The organism is Pseudomonas sp. 01L34, from assembly GCF_056400265.1.
This window is the reverse complement of record NZ_JBFTSX010000006.1, coordinates 579,141-595,658: the sequence shown is the minus strand read 5'-3', so window position 1 is coordinate 595,658 and position 16,518 is coordinate 579,141. Positions and strand designations below refer to the sequence as shown.

Below are 16,518 nucleotides of genomic sequence, written 5' to 3'. Positions count from 1 at the left end.
CCTTCCCCCAATCCGAAAGTCCCCGGATCGAGTGTGCGCGATAGTGACTGGGGGTTATTGCTGGATACGACCTGCCCACAGCTCTGAACGACGCCTGAAGCCCAGAATCCCGGACATCGTCCCCCAATGGCTCTAAAGCGCCATTTCCAGCTCGGTTTCCTTGGCGAAACGATGGATTTCACGTTGCCCCGTGGCCGTGATCTGCAAGGCTCGCGAATCGCTGGGCAGGCTCAACCAGCCGGACTGCATGAACAGTTGCAACAAGGCCGCCCCCAAGGAACCACCCATGTGCGGGCGTCTTTCGCTCCAGTCCGGGCACGCGCAGGCGACTCTGCCGTTGCGGTGGGCCAGCGCCTGGATGAACACACCGCGTGCTGCCAATTGCGTGGAACCCTTGTGAGTGATCATGACCCGCTGATCGAGCTGCTCGATCCAGCCGGCATCCAGCAGACGCTGGTAAAGATCGGCGGCCAGGGTACCGCCCAGATGGTCGTCACAAAGCCTGGCCCGTAGCAGTGACGAAGGCGCCGCCTGAGGTTTGGCGATAGGACTCGTACGTTTGAACACCTCTGGAATATCCCGAGGCGCGCTGGCCAGGGTAGCACTGGCCAGGGCTTCTATCGCGGCGCCGACTTCGGGCGCGGCAAGCCGGAAAAACCGTTTGCGCCCACGGGTTTCGACTTTCAACAGACCGCCGGTGGACAAGCGCCCCAGATGCGCACTGGCCGAAGACGGCGACAGGCCCGCCAGCAACGCCAGCTCCTCAGTGTGCCGTGCCGTGCCGTCCATCAAGGCCCACATCATTGCGCTGCGCTTTGGGTCAGCCAGCAACGTGGCAATCTGGCTGATGCAAGGTGCATGTTCCATGTATTCACTCCCTGTTGAATCGTTTCGTCTACTGCTCAGAGACATCTTGACCAGTAATGTGTCCTCGGCCAAGACGCGAAAACCGCCATAAGCCGGGCAAAGCCACCCGCTCACCCAGGCCATTGCTTCGCGGGTGCAGCGAAGGTCCGGTGATGACCGTAGGGTCTGACCGACTCGAACGTGGACTCGCCATTGCGAGATCGACGGCGCGTACATGAGGCGGGCGCTAGTATAAGCGGGTTAACCGCCGGTTCCTGCCCTCGGGAATCCATTGGTGGTGATAGTTCCTGACAGAAATTTCGCTATTTGCCTGCGACTAATGATCGACACCCGATATCGTCGGAAATTGACTGCTTATCCGAGCGCATCGGCTGGCAAGCATTTCCCGCAAAAGGTTCACCGGCTTACTCAATTGCGCGCGATGGGCGCACAGTAAATTCAGCGGTGCGCGCTCACAGAGCAATTCAGGCATCAGCACTTTCAAGCGGCCGGCGAGCACATCGGCGGCGACATCGAGCCAGGACTTATACGCAATCCCCGCTCCCGCCACGGCCCACAGCCGCACCACATCGGCATCGTCACTGAAGCGATCGCCGCTGACGGTCAGGCTCACCTCGCGTTTGCCGTCGTGAAAACTCCAGTGATCGTGGACCCGGCTACCGAGCATAAACAGCAGGCAATTGTGCTGCGCCAATTGCTCCAGCTGCCGTGGTTCGCCATGTCGGGCCAGATAACTCGGCGCAGCACACAGCACGCGGCGGTTCTGCGGTGCGATGGGTAAGGCCACCAGGCTCGAGTCTTCCGGCTCGCCGTAACGCAAGGCGATGTCCACCGGTTGGCGGAACAGGTCGGCGATGCGGTCGCCCAGCAGCAACCGTACGGTGAGTTTCGGATGCTCGCGCTGAAACTCGTCGAGCCATGGCAGCAGCAGGTTGCGCCCGAAATCCGAAGGCGCCGACAGCTGCAGAATCCCACTGACCTGATCCTGCCCACTGGCCAGCAAACGGCGGCCCTCATCGAGATTGCTCAAGGCGGCCCGGGCGTACTCCAGAAAGCCCTCGCCTTCGGCCGTCAGGCGCAGGCTACGGGTAGAGCGGGTGAGCAAGCGTGCGCCAAGTTGTAGTTCGATGCGCTTCAACGCCGCGCTGGCCACCGCCGCCGACATATCCATCCCCCGTGCCGCCGCCGACAGACTCCCCAGGTCCGCCGCCCGAACGAACAACTGCAAGTCATCGAAACGCAACATCTTCAGCCCCGATTATCAAAAAAATGTTGAAAGAGACTGCTCTTTTAGCGGGTTTTATCTTGCAGAGAAATAACCAATCATCTGTGCCATCGAAATCATCTCTCTCCCAGGATCCCACTATGAAAGCCATTGCCTACTTCGCCTCCCTGCCGATCAGCGACGAAAAATCCCTGCAAGATATCGAACTGCCAGAACCGGTCACCGGCCCGCGCGACCTGTTGGTGGAGGTCAAAGCCATTTCGGTCAACCCGGTGGACACCAAGATTCGCCAGAACGTGCAGCCTGAAGGTGGCGCGGCCAAAGTGCTGGGCTGGGACGTGGCGGGAGTGGTCAAGGCTGTTGGCAGCGAAGTGACCTTGTTCAAGGCCGGCGACAAGGTGTTCTACGCCGGCTCCATCGTCCGTGCCGGCGGCAACAGCGAGCTTCATTTGGTGGATGAGCGCATCGTCGGCCATATGCCCAAGACCCTTGGTTTCGCCGAAGCCGCCGCCCTGCCGCTGACCGCCATCACCGCGTGGGAACTGTTGTTCGAACGCCTGCAAATACGCGAAGGCAAAACCGATGAGGGCCAGAGCCTGCTGATCGTCGGTGCCGCCGGGGGCGTTGGTTCAATCCTCACGCAATTGGCCAGCCAGCTCACCGGGTTGAAAATCATCGGCACCGCGTCCCGTGCCCAAACCCAGAGTTGGGTGCGTGACATGGGCGCCGATCAGGTGATCGATCACAGTCAGCCGCTGAGTGAAGCACTCAAACGTGCCGGGTTCGAGCATGTGACCCACGTTGCCAGCCTGACCCAGACTGACCAACACCTGGATCAATTGGTGGAGGCATTGGCGCCGCAAGGCAAACTGGCGCTGATCGATGATCCGAAGGCGCTGGACGTGACCAAGCTCAAACGCAAGAGCCTGTCGCTGCACTGGGAGTTCATGTACACCCGCTCGCTGTTCGAAACCGCCGACATGATCGAGCAGCACAAACTGCTCAACCGCGTCGCCGGGCTGATCGATGCCGGCACACTGAAAACCACGGTCGGTGAGCACTTCGGAACCATCAACGCCGCCAACCTGCGTCGCGCCCATGAACGGCTGGAAAGCGGCAAGTCCAAGGGCAAGATTGTGCTTGAAGGGTTCTGACCCGAAGATCAAAAGATCGCTGCGCCAGCGATCTTTTGCCGTCAGTCAGAGAGTTGATCGTTGTCACAATTGCGATCGTATTCAGGTCTACAATCGAAAACTCTGCGAACAATCTTTTACGTGATGTCTTTTGCGAGACGTCTTTCACAAGAGGAACTCAGCAATGAAGATCCTGATAAAAGAATTGGCAACATCCCGCTGGCAGGTTCGCCTGGATCAGCACGCTGTGACGTTCCGCAGTGAAGCCGAAGCCCTGGCCTTCACTAAAACCCTTGAAGCGCGCTTGCTCGCGCCCCATCAGATTCCCGGCCGTCAGCAGCGCACTGCTGGCTGAGTCCGTCCTCAGGCCTGGGCTTTTTCCAACGCCCGGGCATTCTGCAAACGCCGGGTGAGCATCGCCACGCTCACCACCACAATTGCGCACAGGCTGATGACCATGGCCATCGGCATGGCACTGCCATCGTGCAAAACACCCACCAGCGCCGCGGCCCCGGCGGCGACGCTGAATTGCAGGCAACCGAGCATCGCCGAGGCACTGCCCGCCCGTGCGCCCTGGCCGCTCATCGCGCAGGCCGAGGCGTTGGGCACGATACAACCCAGGCTGGCGATGCAGACAAAAAGCGGAATCAGCAACGGCCACAAGTGCGCAGGGTGCAGCGAGCTGACCGCCAACAGGGCCAGGCCGCCCGCCAGGTAGAGCCAGACAGTGCGCGCCAGCAAGAAGGCCGGACCGCGTCTCGCCAGCAACCGGGCATTGACCTGGGCCACCAGGATGAACCCCGCCGCGTTGATCCCGAACAGCCAGCCGAAATGCTCGGCCGGCACACCATAGAGTTTGATGAAGACGAACGGCGAGCCCGCGATGTAGGCAAACATCCCGGCGATGGCGACACCACCGGTCAGGGCATGACCGAGGAATATCGGGTCCGCCAGCAACCGACCGTACTGGCGTAGCGCGCCCGACAACGGTTGGCGCGGCACATGGGCCGGTAGACTTTCCGGTAGCCCGAGAGCCACCGCCAACCCGGCCAGCGCACTGAAACCGGTCAGCACGAGAAAGATCGACTGCCAACCCGTCGTGTTGACCAACAACCCGCCCAGCATCGGCGCAAGAATCGGCGCCAGGCCCATCACCAGCATCAACTGCGAAAAGACCTTCGCCGAACCCACCGCATCGCATTTATCGCTGACCACTGCCCGGGCGATCACCATGCCCGCGCAACCACCCAGCGCCTGGACAAAGCGGGCGCCGATCAGCCACTCAAGACTCGGCGCGTAAGCACAGGCCAATGAGGCCACGGTGAATAAACCGACACCGGTCAGCAAGGGAAGCCGTCGCCCAAAGCGATCCGCCACCGGGCCGTACGCCAGTTGGCCGATGGACAGCCCTAGGAAATAGGCTGCCAGGGTCAGTTGAACGTGTTTTTCGTCGGTACCGAAAGCGAGCGCCATCGCCGGGAAGGCCGGCAGGTAGAAATCGATCGCCAGGGGACCGAAAGCGCTCAAGGCGCCGAGAATCAGGATTGTGCGCAGGTTCATCAGGCGTCCAGGTTGGGCAGACAGGTTAGCCATGGATCGGCAGGCTGACAGTCTAGCCGGGCGTGGACGCCTTGAACATTCCGATAGGTCGCTAACTATTAAAAATAGCTCAGGCCTGTTTTACCCCGTAACCCTCTTCAGTGATGGCGGCGATTACCTGATCGGCTGTCAGCACACTTTCTACGCCGACTTCTTTTGCCGCCAGATCGATGCGTACGCTGGCTGCCGGATCCTTGGCTTGCAGCGCCTCAGTGATAGCCTTGACGCAGTGACCGCAGGACATGCCTTCAACGTTGAACACTTGCATGGGACGTCTCCTTTAATGAAGCCCTTACATGAGGGTTGCGCGCAGTCTCGAGCTTGCCACCATGGCAAGGTCAAGTTCTGAATCAAGCTGCCGGGCTGGCAATCGGCGTCGCGCTCGGCCAAGCTGCGTCCATCTATGACTCGACATCAGGAGATTCAGCCATGCGCTGGTCAGCTCTCAGCCTGTTTGGCTTCCTCAGCCTCTTTGCCGCGACACCTTCGGTTCAAGCCGCCGGGGAGGACTACGGCGTGCTGATCATTTCCCGCGAGCGCCTGGAAGTGTCGACTTCCTGCGAGATCGGCGTGTACATCCAGGATCAGTTGGCCGGGCGGCTGTTCCAGGAACAGAGCACCTCGTTCAACCTGCCGCCGGGCAATGTGTCCCTGCGCCTCAAACTGCTGCCGGGCCAGGCGCCGGGCTGCAACCCGGGCATGCTCGCGCCGGGGTCGCAGGACATCAAACTCAAGGCTGGGGATGTGTTGAAGTTCCGGATTGCGATGACGCAGGAAGGGATGTACCTCAAGCCTGCGGCTTTGGAATACTGAGTCGGCTGCGATCTTTTGATCTGAGACATGGCACTTGACCTTGCCAGCATGGCAAGGTTGATCCTGTAGGCAATTTCTACAGGGAGCGTGACCGATGTCCGAATCCACCACTTTCGATCTGCCGATTGCCGGCATGACCTGCGCCAGTTGCGCCGGGCGTGTCGAGCGAGCCTTGAGCAAAGTCATCGGCGCCACGGCCGTCAGCGTCAACCTGGCCACCGAACAGGCCCGGGTGCAGGCGCCCAGTGACAGCCTGCCGGCCTTGATGGACGCCGTGCAGCGGGCTGGTTACAGCGTTCCACAGCAGACCCTCGAATTGAGTATCGACGGCATGACCTGTGCGTCTTGCGTCGGCCGCGTCGAACGGGCACTGACCAAGGTGCCGGGGGTGAAGAGTGTCAGCGTCAACCTGGCCAACGAACGGGCGCACCTTGAGCTGCTCGGCCAGGTCGATCCGCAGACCTTGATCGGCGCCGTGACCAAGGCCGGTTATTCCGCCCGCGTCTGGGAAGTCGAACACCCGCAAACCGATAATCAGCAACAACGCCTGCAGCGCGAACGCTGGGCCTTGCTGGCGGCCATCGCCCTCGCCTTGCCGCTGGTGCTGCCGATGCTGCTGCAACCTTTCGGTGTGCACTGGATGCTCCCGGCGTGGGTGCAGTTCGCGCTGGCAACGCCGGTGCAATTCGTATTCGGCGCCCGCTTCTATGTCGCTGCGTGGAAAGCCGTGCGCGCCGGTGCCGGCAACATGGATTTGCTGGTGGCTCTGGGCACCAGCGCCGGCTACGGCTTGAGCGTTTACGAGTGGGCCACCGCTGCCGGTCGCATGCCACACCTGTATTTCGAAGCCTCGGCGGTGGTGATTGCCTTGGTGTTGCTGGGCAAATACCTGGAAAGCCGCGCCAAGCGCCAGACCGCCAGCGCCATCCGCGCCCTCGAAGCCTTGCGTCCGGAGCGAGCCATTCAAGTGATCGACGGCCGCGAGCAGGAGGTTGCGATCAGCGCTTTGCGCCTCAACGATCTGGTTCTGGTAAAACCCGGCGAGCGCTTCCCGGTGGATGGCGAAGTGGTGGAAGGCCAGAGCCACGCCGATGAAGCATTGATTAGCGGCGAAAGCCTGCCGGTGCCCAAAGCTCCGGGGGACAAGGTCACCGGCGGTGCGATCAACGGTGAAGGTCGGCTGCTGGTGCGGACCATGGCGCTCGGCGCAGAAACCGTGCTGGCGCGGATCATCCGCCTGGTCGAAGACGCGCAGGCGGCGAAAGCGCCGATCCAGAAACTGGTGGATAAAGTCAGCCAGGTGTTCGTGCCTGTGGTGCTGCTGATTGCACTGGCGACCCTGGTTGGTTGGTGGCTGTATGGCGCGCCGCTGGAAACTGCATTGATCAACGCCGTCGCGGTGTTGGTGATCGCCTGTCCTTGTGCGCTTGGGTTGGCCACACCGACCGCAATCATGGCAGGCACCGGTGTGGCGGCGCACCACGGAATTCTGATCAAGGACGCCGAAGCCCTGGAGCGCGCCCACGAAGTCAGCGCCGTGGTGTTCGACAAGACCGGCACACTGACCTCGGGCACGCCGCGCATCGCACATTTGAGTGCCATCGAGGGTGACGAAGCCGCCTTGCTGCAAATGGCCGGAGCCCTGCAACGGGGCAGTGAGCACCCGCTGGCCAAGGCGGTGCTGGATGCCTGCGCCGAACGCGGCTTGACCGTGGCCGATGTCAGCGACAGTCAATCGCTGACCGGGCGCGGCATTGCCGGCAGCCTCGATGGTCGGCGATTGGCCCTGGGCAATCGGCGTTTGCTGGAAGAAAGTGGCTTGAATGCCGGACCATTGGCTGACTCCGCAAGCGCTTGGGAAACCGAAGGCCGGACGCTGTCCTGGTTGATCGAGCAAAGCCCCGAACCTCGGGTGCTGGGCCTGTTCGCCTTCGGTGACACGCTCAAGCCCGGCGCCCTGCAAGCGGTGCAACGCCTAAGCGCCCGCAATATCAGCAGCCACCTGCTGACCGGCGATAACCGCGGCAGCGCCAAAATCGTCGCCCAAGCGCTGGGCATCAAGGATGTTCACGCCGAAGTACTGCCGGCGGACAAAGCCGCCACCGTCGCCGCCCTGAAAAAAACCGGCGTGGTGGCGATGGTCGGCGACGGCATCAACGACGCCCCGGCCCTGGCTGCTGCTGACATCGGCATTGCCATGGGCGGCGGCACCGATGTCGCCATGCACGCTGCCGGCATCACTCTGATGCGCGGTGACCCACGGCTGGTGCCGGCGGCGCTGGAGATCAGCCGCAGGACCTACGCGAAAATTCGCCAGAACCTGTTCTGGGCCTTCGTCTATAACCTGATCGGCCTGCCACTGGCGGCATTCGGCTTCCTCAACCCGGTGCTGGCCGGCGCGGCCATGGCGCTGTCGAGCGTCAGCGTGGTCAGCAATGCGTTACTGTTGAAAACCTGGAAGCCCAAAGACCTGGAGGACAACCGATGAACATTGGCCAAGCGGCCCGCCAGAGCGGTCTGAGCGCGAAGATGATCCGCTATTACGAATCCATCGGCCTGCTCAAGGCGGCCCATCGCACCGACAGTGGCTACCGGGTCTATGGCGACGACGACCTGCACACCCTGGCGTTCATCAAGCGCTCTCGGGACTTGGGTTTTTCACTGGAAGAAGTCGGTAAACTACTGACCCTCTGGCAGGATCGCCAGCGCGCCAGTGCCGATGTGAAGGCCTTGGCCCGTCAGCACATCGATGAGCTGAACCAGAAAATTCGCGAACTTGGTCAGTTGCGCGACACCCTGCAAGACCTCGTAGAACACTGCCACGGCGACCACCGCCCGGACTGCCCGATTCTCAAGGAGCTGGCCTCGGGTTGCTGCGTCGAACCCGCTCATTCTTGAGCGCCAGCCCCTTCACCACCAGCAACAGGGTGAGGGGAATGCCGTGGAACAACAGCACCACCGCGCCGGGTGTCCACCAGGAATAGAACGGCGCGGCGATCAACATGCCGACGCCGAACCCGGTCATTTGCAGCAGCGTCAGAAAACTGAAAATCGGCAGGCGCAGGCTGTCCGGTTCACGTTGCAGGCGCGACATCAGGCCAACCTCCGAGAACCCGTCGCCTATCCCGGCGGGCAACGAAAACAGCAGCAAACCGTACAGGGTCTGCTGCTGAAACGTCAGGATGAAACCGCAGGACATCAGCAACACGCCAAAGAAAAATCGCCGCTCAAGGTGCGCGTTGTCCGTGCCTTTCAGGCGACTGGCGATTCGCGCACCGATGAACTTGCCGCAGGCCCACACCGCCAGCATCAGGCCCAGGGTGGTGCTGGCCGACTCGGGTGTGAGCAGTTTTGAAATGATTGGAAGACCGACGTTGTGCGCGGCGCTGCCCAAGGTGTCGGCCATGGCGACGGCCAACATCGCCGCCAGTACCGGCGCCGTGCGCAAACCCTGGCGCAAGGCCTGCCATTCGCCCTGTTTGTGAAGAGGTTCATCACAGCTGGGGGCCGGTCCGCAAAACCGCAGTGGCACAATCAGCAGCGCTGCCAGCAGGTACGTGACCACGTTCAATGCAAATACTGTTTCAAAGCCAAATCCCGCCACCAACAACCCAGCCACCAGACTCCCGCTGACCATCGCCGCAGACGACGCTGAGGTTATCCAGGCGTTGGTCTTGAGTAATTGCGCCTCTTCGATCAGGTGCGGCAATTGGCTGTTGAGGCCGATGGCGAACATCGAATTACCAAACCCCAGGCCGAACGCGATCAGCGGCAATAGCAACGCTTGTTGGCTGACCGGCAGCACCAGCAGCAGACCCAGCAAACCGGCACGCAGCAGATCGAAGGCAATCAGCGGCAGGCGCCCGGCCCAGCGGCGATAGAACCGGGTACCGATCAGGCTGGCCAGGATACCCCCGGCGACACGGCTGGCGAGGAAGATGCCGACGCTCATGGCGCTATTGCTGAGCAGGTAGACGTAGGTAGCCAGGGCGACCATGTTGAGGAAAGCGCCGAAGTCCGAAATCAGCCGGGCGGCGATGATCAACTGAGCATTGCGGATGGAGTTCACATTCAGTCCTTGAGTGTGCGGGGTATTGCTGGTGTAAAAAACCCGGCCAAAGCCGGGTTTTGGGTCAACCGATCACTGCATCCACGGCGGAGGCGGTTCTTCGGCTTTGCTCGGTGGCGCATCGTCCGCCGCCCGAATCGCTTGGCGACGCTCTTCGTCGAGACGGGCCGCCTCGATCTCGCGCATGATCCCGCCGACGTCCGCCAGTTCTTCCGGCTCGTCGAACTCGCCGGTCAACACGCTGGCCGGGTGCAAGGTACCGGCTTCGTACAATGCCCACATTTCCTTGGCGTACTTGGTGCGTTTCAACTCCGGTGCAAAACGACCGAAGTACGACGCCATGTTGCCCACGTCCCGCTCCAGCATGCTGAACGCGTGGTTGTTACCCGCCGCATCCACTGCTTGCGGGAGGTCGATGATGACCGGGCCGGTCGGCGTCAGCAGCACGTTGAACTCGGACAGGTCACCGTGCACCAGACCGGTACACAACATCAGCACGATTTGCGAAATCAGATAGGCGTGATATTCGCGTGCCTGATCCGGCTCCAGCACCACATCGTTCAGACGCGGCGCGGCATCGCCGTACTCGTCGGCCACCAGCTCCATCAGCAGCACGCCTTCGAGGAAGTCATACGGCTTGGGCACCCGCACCCCGGCACTGGCCAGGCGGAACAGCGCCGCCACTTCGGCGTTCTGCCAGGCGTCTTCGGTTTCCTTGCGGCCAAACTTGGAGCCCTTGGCCATTGCGCGAGCCTGCCGGCTGTTGCGCACCTTGCGACCTTCCTGATACTCGGCCGCCTGACGAAAACTGCGTTTGTTCGCCTCCTTGTAGACCTTGGCACAACGCAGCTCGTTGCCGCAGCGCACCACATAAACAGCTGCTTCTTTACCACTCATGAGTGGGCGCAGCACCTCGTCGACCAGACCGTCCTCGATCAGGGGTTCAATGCGTTTTGGAGTCTTCATCAGCTTTTATTGTGGGTCCTTTATTACCAAACACGCGAAAGTCATTCGTTATACGGCAATCCTCTCATTCGGGGGAGGGGTTGCCGACCTATGAACGTTCCCATGAACATCAAGAAGCACACAATGTGCCGGATTAATCAGGCAAAACTCATCGACCGCCCCGGATCATAGCTGAGCGAGAACCACTTGTTGACGACGGAGTGCCAAGGTATTTGCGACAGAATCTAACCTCGATCCCTGGCGTTCGCAGGATTTTTCTCAAAAGACCTCAATTTCCCCGCGCTTCAGCCGAAGTCATTAGAGAGAAAAGGAATTGTCTGACAATCGCCTCAACAACAATCAAGAAGGCGCGCTCAAGAATCGGGGCGTATCAAACGTTTTCGGCTGCCAATAATCCGCGAGTCATCAGCACTGCGTGGGCCTACAAGAAAAACTGGAGCGCGGATGAACATCAAACAGAAGTTGACCTGGGCGTTTGCAATCATCGCCTGCTTGCCCGTGGTGCTGGTCGCCACCCTCGTCGTGCTGAACTTGCGCAGTGACGCCAAGGACAATTTTGTCGACGGCAGTGGCCGCGAGATTCGTCAGGTCAGCAATGCCATGCAACTGTTCTTTGATGGCATCAGCCAGAACGTTGACTACCTGGCCACCCAACCGCTGATCAAGAACTCCGACGACAGCCTCAAGACCTACATGAGCGCCAATGCCGAGAGCATTCCCCAAGGCGAAATGGACAAGAAGGTCTTCGCCCTCCTCCAGGATCTGGGCAACAGCCATCCGGCCTACGCCTATGCGATTCTCGGGACGGCGGCGGGCGGTTACGTGTCCTGGCCGGACGATGCGAAGCTGAGCAATTACGACCCGCGCCAGCGCCCGTGGTACAAGGCGGCCCAGGCCAAGCCGGGCAAGCCGCTTCGCACCGAGGCCTATTACTGGGCCCAGGATGACGCGACCTACGTCAGCACCGTGCGCACCATCGATAACAAACTGGGCAGCAATGGCGGCGTGGTCAGCATCGACGTGACGCTCAAGCAGCTCACTGAAATCGTCAAACAGATCAAACTCGGCGAAACCGGCTACCTGATGCTGGTGGAAAACACCGGCACCATACTGGTCGATCCCAAGCAGCCGGAACACAACTTCAAAGCCCTGAGCAGCCTCGGCGACGGCTACGCGCAACTCGGCAAGGCTGGCAAAGGGCTGGTTGAGGTTGAGCTCAATGGCGAGCGCTACATGGCCAACGTCTGGCCGTCGGAGCAACTGGGCTGGACCTTTATCGGCCTGATCAAGCAGACCGACGTGATGAGCTCGGCCACTCAACTGACCTGGCTGATCGCGATCATCGCGGCGGTACTGGCGGTGTTCTTCGCCATCGTCGGCGCCAGTTTCGCCAGCCTGATCGTGCGGCCGATCCGTAGCGTGGCCAGCGGTCTGGAAGGCATCGCCCAGGGCGAAGGCGACCTGACCAAGAACCTGCACATCCGTGGCAGCGATGAAACCGCGCAACTGGCCAACTGGTTCAACCAGTTTCTGGCGGCGATCCGCAACCTGATTCAAAGCATCGGCGGCGCCGCGACCAAGATCCTCGCCACCTCCAAGAGTTCGACCCAAGTGTCCAGCGACATGGCCGAAGCCGCCGGGCGTCAGCGTGAAGCGGTGGACATGGTGTCCACGGCGTTCCACGAAATGGTCGCCACCGCCAACGAAGTCGCGCGCTCTTGCAGCCAGGCCGCCGAGTCGGCCGACAGCGGTCAGCGCCAGGCCCGTGAAGGCCAGCAGCAGATCGATGCCGCGGTGAGCAGTGTCGATCGCTTGAGCCAGGAAATCGAACAGTCGGCGCAATCGATGCAACAGCTTGAGCGCGACAGCAACGACATTCAGTCGATCCTCGGGACCATCCGTTCCATCGCCGAACAGACCAATTTGTTGGCCCTGAACGCGGCCATCGAAGCAGCCCGGGCCGGTGAACAGGGTCGTGGCTTTGCGGTGGTGGCGGATGAAGTTCGCGCCCTGGCTAAACGAACTGCCGATTCCACGGCGGAAATCGACGGCCTGCTGGGCAACCTGGCCAAACGCACCAGTCAGGTAACACAGCAGATGCACGCGAGCCTGGAGGTGTCTCAGCAATCGGTGACCCGCATCGGTGAAGCGCGCAGCAGCTTCGGGCAGATCCGTGAGTCGGTGGATGTGATTCGTGACATGAATACTCAAATCGCCACGGCGGCTGAGGAACAGCATCAGGTGGCCGAGGACATCAATCGGCATATCAGCCAGATTCATGGCGATGCGCAGTTGGTGGCGGAATTGGCAAACTCGGCGCGGCTGGATTCTCAGAGCCTGGCAGGCTTGTCGAATGAGCTGGACGGGTTGGTTCGCCGCTTCAGAACCTGAAGTCACTGATCCAACTGGTCGAAACCGATACCTGTGGCGAGGGAGCTTGCTCCCGCTCGGCTGCGAAGCAGTCGTAAACCGGCAAACGCGGAATATCTAATGCACCGCGTTGGCTGAATTGGGACCGCTTCGCGCTCCAGCGGGAGCAAGCTCCCTCGCCACAATTACTGTTTGAACAACTCCCCGGGGGTAAACCCGAACAACCCCTTGAACGCCGCAATAAACGCCGACGTCGAGTCATACCCGCAAGACAGCGCGGCATTGGTCACGCTGTCCCCCTCCTCCAGCAAACTCAACGACGACAGCAGCCGCATGCGCTGCCGCCAACTGCGGAAGCTCAACCCGGTCTCGCGCTGAAACAGCCGCATCAGGGTTTTCTCCGACATGCCCAAACGCTCGGCCCATTCCTGCAAGGTCACCGTGCACTCGGGACTTTCGATCAGTTCGTTGCACAAACCCAGCAGTCGCTCATGCCGGGGCAGCGGCAAGGAAAACCCCACCTCCGGCAGACTCGCCAACTGATCGAGCAGCACGCCCACCAATCGCGCCTCCTGACTGTCGCCCTGTGGATACTCCACCGGCAACTGGCAAAAGCGCTTGATCAGCTCCCGCGCCAAAGGCGTGACTTCCAGCACCCGGCAACGCCCGTCCGCCCATTGGCAGTCCTCGCGGCGCACATACAGGCTGCGCATTTCGGCACGCATCGAGGTCACGACCTGATGTTCGAGATCCGCCGGAATCCAGATGCCCCACTGCGGCGGCGCAAAGAAACTGCCCTCGGCGGTGTGCACGCCGAGAACACCGCTGATGGCGTAGGAAAACTGCACCCAATCATGACGATGAGGCGGCGTCCACGAACCGGCGTTCAGGCTTTCCGCCCGCGCATACAACGGACGCGGCAACACCGTCAGCGCCGGGATGGTCCGCTCGAGGGTAAGTTGTCCGTTAGTCGGCATTGATTGGCCTTATGTCGCAAGACGGCTGACAGGGCCGACGTTAGGCTAAGTCATCAATTCTTACAAATGGATTCGGTGCCGGTCATGCATGCCTTCAAACACCTTAAACGCGTGGTCACCGACTGGTTCTTGTGCGGCATGCTGATCGCCACGCTGCTGGCGTATTTCTTCCCGACCTTCGGCGCTACCGGCGGCGGGATGCACGCTGAGTATGTAATCAACATCGGCGTGTTCCTGGTGTTCTTCCTGCACGGGGTCAACCTCTCCAGCGAGCAGATCCGCCACGGGCTGAAAAACTGGAAGCTGCACGTGATGGTTCAAGTCTTCACCTTTGCGGTGTTTCCGTTGATCTGGCTGCTGAGCGACACACTGCTGGGCTCACACATTCCATCGTTGCTGATGCTCGGTTTCCTCTACCTCTGCGCCCTGCCCTCGACCATCTCTTCGTCCGTGGCCCTGACCGGCAGCGCGGGCGGCAACGTACCGGCGGCGATTCTCAACGCGAGCCTGTCCAGCGTCTTGGGGATTTTCCTGACACCGTTGCTGGTGAGTTTCGTGGTCGGCAGCGGCGCTGGCGGCATCGACCTGGGTTCAACCCTGCTCGACCTGTGCGCGATGCTGTTGTTGCCGCTGGTACTCGGGCAATTGCTGCGGCCATGGCTGGGCAGGTTTTTCGCTCTGCACAAGCGCTACACCAACATCGCCGACAAGCTGGTGATCCTGCTGCTGGTGTACTCGGCGTTCTGCAACTCGATGGTCTCGGGGATGTGGCAGCAACAGGGCAACAGCGTGATTCTCACGGCGTTGATTGGCAGCGCGATTCTGCTGGCGATCATCCTGTGGATGACCACCCGCACCGCTCGCACGCTGAAGTTCAGCCCCGCCGACGAGATCGCCGCGGTGTTCTGCGCCAGCAAAAAATCCCTGGCGGCCGGAGCACCGATGGCGGCGTTGATCTTTGGTGCCAACCCCGGCCTTGGGTTGATCCTGCTGCCAATCATGATCTACCACCCGTTGCAGCTGATCGTGTGCTCGGTGATGGCCGAGGGTTACGCCAACCGCAACCGGCAACTGGCCGCGCAGCAAAACGCCGCAGTGCTCAGCCCTCAATAATCAGCGCTCGATAATCGCCGTCACGCCCTGACCGCCGGCGGCGCAGATCGAAATCAACCCTCGGCCCTTGCCCGCCGCGTCCAGCAGCTTCGCCAAGTTGGCGACGATGCGCGCACCGGTGGCGGCAAACGGATGCCCGACGGCCAGTGAACTGCCTTTGACGTTGAGGCGACTGCGGTCGATGGAACCCAGCGGCGCGTCGAGGCCGAGACGGGTTTTGCAGTACTCCGGATCTTCCCAGGCCTTCAACGTACACAGCACCTGCGCGGCAAACGCTTCGTGGATTTCGTAGTAATCGAAATCCTGCAAGGTCAGGCCGTTGCGCGCCAGCAATCGCGGCACCGCATACACCGGCGCCATCAGCAGCCCTTCGGCACCGTTGACGAAATCCACCGCCGCCGCCTCGCCATCGCGCCAATAGGCAAGCACCGGCAAACCGCGCTCCTTCGCCCATTCCTCGCTGCCCAACAGCACCACCGACGCACCATCGGTGAGTGGCGTGGAGTTGCCCGCGGTCAGGGTGCCCTTGGCACTTTTCTCGAAGGCCGGTTTCAGTGAGGCGAGTTTTTCCAGGGTCAGCTCCGGGCGCAGGTTGTTGTCCCGGGTCAGGCCGAGGAACGGCGTCATCAGATCGTTGTGCCAGCCTTCGGCGTAGGACGCCGCCAGTTTCTGATGGCTTTCGAGGGTCAGCCGATCCTGCTCGTCACGCGGGATGCCCCAGGTCTGGGCCATCAATTCACAGTGTTCGCCCATCGACCGGCCGGTGCGCGGCTCGCCGATACTTGGAAAGTCCGGGATCAGGTGTCGGGGACGCAATTGCAGGAAGGTTTTCAGTTTGTCAGCGGTGCTTTTGGCGCGGTTGGCTTGCAAGAGAATCTTGCGCAAGTCTTCGTTGACACCGATCGGCACGTCCGAGGCCGTGTCGACGCCGCCGGCAATGCCACATTCGATTTGCCCCAGGGCGATTTTGTTCGCCACCAGCAATGTTGCCTCCAGCCCCGTACCGCAGGCTTGCTGGATGTCGTAGGCCGGCGTTGTCGGCGACAACCGCGAGCCCAATACGCATTCACGGGTCAGGCCGTAGTCGCGCAAATACTTGAGCAAGGCCCCGGCGGCCACTTCGCCCATGCGCACACCGTGCAGGTTATAGCGCTCGATCAGGCCTTCCAGCGCTGCGGTGAACATCGCCTGGTTACTGGCAGTGGCGTACGGCCCGTTGGACCGGGCAAAAGGAATACGGTTACCACCGATAATCGCGACGCGACGCAGCTGAGTCATGAAAAAAGCTCCTTCTGATAGTCAATGGTGAACACACATCCCTGTGGGAGCGGGCTGCAATTCCTGAAAGACCTGCTAAACCCAAGCTCAAACCAACCTGCAATGTTC

15 protein-coding genes and 1 pseudogene are annotated in these 16,518 nt (G+C 61.2%); 8 read left to right on the top strand and 8 right to left on the bottom strand.

The window, feature by feature from the left end; translation table 11 throughout:
- Window positions 1-132: 132 nt before the first annotated feature.
- Both AC1DQM_RS21625 and AC1DQM_RS21620 read right to left on the bottom strand, forming a co-directional pair.
- Window positions 133-867 (bottom strand): ArsR/SmtB family transcription factor, encoded by a 735-nt coding sequence (locus AC1DQM_RS21625; RefSeq protein ID WP_028940370.1) that lies wholly within the window; start codon window positions 865-867, stop codon window positions 133-135.
- Between the two features lie 316 nt (window positions 868-1,183).
- The gene (locus AC1DQM_RS21620; RefSeq protein ID WP_477746827.1) at window positions 1,184-2,113 is read right to left on the bottom strand and encodes a LysR family transcriptional regulator; all 930 of its coding nucleotides are present in this window, start codon (window positions 2,111-2,113) and stop codon (window positions 1,184-1,186) included.
- Between the two features lie 119 nt (window positions 2,114-2,232).
- On the opposite strand from AC1DQM_RS21620, the gene AC1DQM_RS21615 reads away from it, so the two are divergent.
- Complete coding sequence (locus AC1DQM_RS21615) at window positions 2,233-3,246, top strand: zinc-binding alcohol dehydrogenase family protein (RefSeq protein WP_477746826.1); 1,014 nt, start codon at window positions 2,233-2,235, stop codon at window positions 3,244-3,246.
- Between the two features lie 163 nt (window positions 3,247-3,409).
- A complete protein-coding gene (locus tag AC1DQM_RS21610) occupies window positions 3,410-3,580 on the top strand; it encodes a hypothetical protein (RefSeq protein ID WP_018928382.1) in 171 nt (56 codons plus the stop codon).
- 8 nt (window positions 3,581-3,588) lie between these two features.
- On the opposite strand, the gene AC1DQM_RS21605 is transcribed toward AC1DQM_RS21610, so the two are convergent.
- Window positions 3,589-4,785: a multidrug effflux MFS transporter gene (locus AC1DQM_RS21605; RefSeq protein ID WP_477746825.1), complete on the bottom strand. Its 1,197-nt coding sequence runs from the start codon at window positions 4,783-4,785 to the stop codon at window positions 3,589-3,591.
- A 109-nt stretch (window positions 4,786-4,894) separates the two neighbouring features.
- Window positions 4,895-5,092: a heavy-metal-associated domain-containing protein gene (locus AC1DQM_RS21600; RefSeq protein ID WP_018928384.1), complete on the bottom strand. Its 198-nt coding sequence runs from the start codon at window positions 5,090-5,092 to the stop codon at window positions 4,895-4,897.
- 161 nt (window positions 5,093-5,253) lie between these two features.
- On the opposite strand from AC1DQM_RS21600, the gene AC1DQM_RS21595 reads away from it, so the two are divergent.
- From AC1DQM_RS21595 to cueR, 3 genes are all read left to right on the top strand, one after another.
- Window positions 5,254-5,637 carry a hypothetical protein gene (locus AC1DQM_RS21595; RefSeq protein WP_018928385.1) on the top strand — a complete coding sequence of 128 codons (384 nt, stop codon included), beginning with the start codon at window positions 5,254-5,256 and terminating at the stop codon, window positions 5,635-5,637.
- A gap of 94 nt (window positions 5,638-5,731) precedes the next feature.
- The gene (locus tag AC1DQM_RS21590; RefSeq protein ID WP_477746824.1) at window positions 5,732-8,125 is read left to right on the top strand and encodes a heavy metal translocating P-type ATPase; all 2,394 of its coding nucleotides are present in this window, start codon (window positions 5,732-5,734) and stop codon (window positions 8,123-8,125) included.
- Complete coding sequence (gene cueR, locus AC1DQM_RS21585; RefSeq protein WP_007940146.1) at window positions 8,122-8,535, top strand: Cu(I)-responsive transcriptional regulator; 414 nt, start codon at window positions 8,122-8,124, stop codon at window positions 8,533-8,535. The genes AC1DQM_RS21590 and cueR overlap by 4 nt, the downstream gene beginning before the upstream one ends.
- On the opposite strand, the gene AC1DQM_RS21580 is transcribed toward cueR, so the two are convergent.
- Both AC1DQM_RS21580 and AC1DQM_RS21575 read right to left on the bottom strand, forming a co-directional pair.
- Window positions 8,489-9,706: an MFS transporter gene (locus tag AC1DQM_RS21580; protein ID WP_096481218.1), complete on the bottom strand. Its 1,218-nt coding sequence runs from the start codon at window positions 9,704-9,706 to the stop codon at window positions 8,489-8,491. The two genes, cueR and AC1DQM_RS21580, sit on opposite strands and share 47 nt — an antisense overlap.
- A gap of 72 nt (window positions 9,707-9,778) precedes the next feature.
- Window positions 9,779-10,672 carry a PA4780 family RIO1-like protein kinase gene (locus AC1DQM_RS21575; protein ID WP_018928388.1) on the bottom strand — a complete coding sequence of 298 codons (894 nt, stop codon included), beginning with the start codon at window positions 10,670-10,672 and terminating at the stop codon, window positions 9,779-9,781.
- 444 nt (window positions 10,673-11,116) lie between these two features.
- Here AC1DQM_RS21575 and AC1DQM_RS21570 point away from each other — a divergent pair.
- Both AC1DQM_RS21570 and AC1DQM_RS21565 read left to right on the top strand, forming a co-directional pair.
- Window positions 11,117-12,205 (top strand): annotated as a pseudogene (locus AC1DQM_RS21570) (cache domain-containing protein); the annotation flags it as partial.
- Between the two features lie 90 nt (window positions 12,206-12,295).
- A complete protein-coding gene (locus tag AC1DQM_RS21565) occupies window positions 12,296-13,063 on the top strand; it encodes a methyl-accepting chemotaxis protein (RefSeq protein WP_370694472.1) in 768 nt (255 codons plus the stop codon).
- A 164-nt stretch (window positions 13,064-13,227) separates the two neighbouring features.
- On the opposite strand, the gene AC1DQM_RS21560 is transcribed toward AC1DQM_RS21565, so the two are convergent.
- Window positions 13,228-14,019, bottom strand: a complete 792-nt coding sequence (locus tag AC1DQM_RS21560) for an AraC family transcriptional regulator (protein ID WP_018928390.1) — start codon at window positions 14,017-14,019, stop codon at window positions 13,228-13,230.
- An 84-nt stretch (window positions 14,020-14,103) separates the two neighbouring features.
- Between AC1DQM_RS21560 and AC1DQM_RS21555 the strand changes: the two genes are divergently transcribed.
- A complete protein-coding gene (locus AC1DQM_RS21555; protein WP_477746823.1) occupies window positions 14,104-15,132 on the top strand; it encodes a bile acid:sodium symporter family protein in 1,029 nt (342 codons plus the stop codon).
- Here AC1DQM_RS21555 and AC1DQM_RS21550 read toward each other — a convergent pair whose 3' ends face one another.
- Window positions 15,133-16,410, bottom strand: a complete 1,278-nt coding sequence (locus AC1DQM_RS21550; protein ID WP_230175457.1) for an acetyl-CoA C-acetyltransferase — start codon at window positions 16,408-16,410, stop codon at window positions 15,133-15,135.
- Window positions 16,411-16,518 lie beyond the last annotated feature (108 nt).

Excerpts from the sequence above, each read along its gene's own strand:
- AC1DQM_RS21615 (WP_477746826.1), top strand. The coding sequence starts at position 2,233 with ATGAAAGCCATTGCCTACTTCGCCTCCCTGCCGATCAGCGACGAAAAA.
- AC1DQM_RS21565 (WP_370694472.1), top strand. The coding sequence starts at position 12,296 with ATGGCCGAAGCCGCCGGGCGTCAGCGTGAAGCGGTGGACATGGTGTCC.
- AC1DQM_RS21595 (WP_018928385.1), top strand. The coding sequence starts at position 5,254 with ATGCGCTGGTCAGCTCTCAGCCTGTTTGGCTTCCTCAGCCTCTTTGCC.
- AC1DQM_RS21610 (WP_018928382.1), top strand. The coding sequence starts at position 3,410 with ATGAAGATCCTGATAAAAGAATTGGCAACATCCCGCTGGCAGGTTCGC.
- AC1DQM_RS21575 (WP_018928388.1), bottom strand. The coding sequence starts at position 10,672 with ATGAAGACTCCAAAACGCATTGAACCCCTGATCGAGGACGGTCTGGTC.
- AC1DQM_RS21550 (WP_230175457.1), bottom strand. The coding sequence starts at position 16,410 with ATGACTCAGCTGCGTCGCGTCGCGATTATCGGTGGTAACCGTATTCCT.
- cueR (WP_007940146.1), top strand. The coding sequence starts at position 8,122 with ATGAACATTGGCCAAGCGGCCCGCCAGAGCGGTCTGAGCGCGAAGATG.
- AC1DQM_RS21625 (WP_028940370.1), bottom strand. The coding sequence starts at position 867 with ATGGAACATGCACCTTGCATCAGCCAGATTGCCACGTTGCTGGCTGAC.
- AC1DQM_RS21590 (WP_477746824.1), top strand. The coding sequence starts at position 5,732 with ATGTCCGAATCCACCACTTTCGATCTGCCGATTGCCGGCATGACCTGC.
- AC1DQM_RS21605 (WP_477746825.1), bottom strand. The coding sequence starts at position 4,785 with ATGAACCTGCGCACAATCCTGATTCTCGGCGCCTTGAGCGCTTTCGGT.
- AC1DQM_RS21620 (WP_477746827.1), bottom strand. The coding sequence starts at position 2,113 with ATGTTGCGTTTCGATGACTTGCAGTTGTTCGTTCGGGCGGCGGACCTG.
- AC1DQM_RS21600 (WP_018928384.1), bottom strand. The coding sequence starts at position 5,092 with ATGCAAGTGTTCAACGTTGAAGGCATGTCCTGCGGTCACTGCGTCAAG.
- AC1DQM_RS21555 (WP_477746823.1), top strand. The coding sequence starts at position 14,104 with ATGCATGCCTTCAAACACCTTAAACGCGTGGTCACCGACTGGTTCTTG.
- AC1DQM_RS21560 (WP_018928390.1), bottom strand. The coding sequence starts at position 14,019 with ATGCCGACTAACGGACAACTTACCCTCGAGCGGACCATCCCGGCGCTG.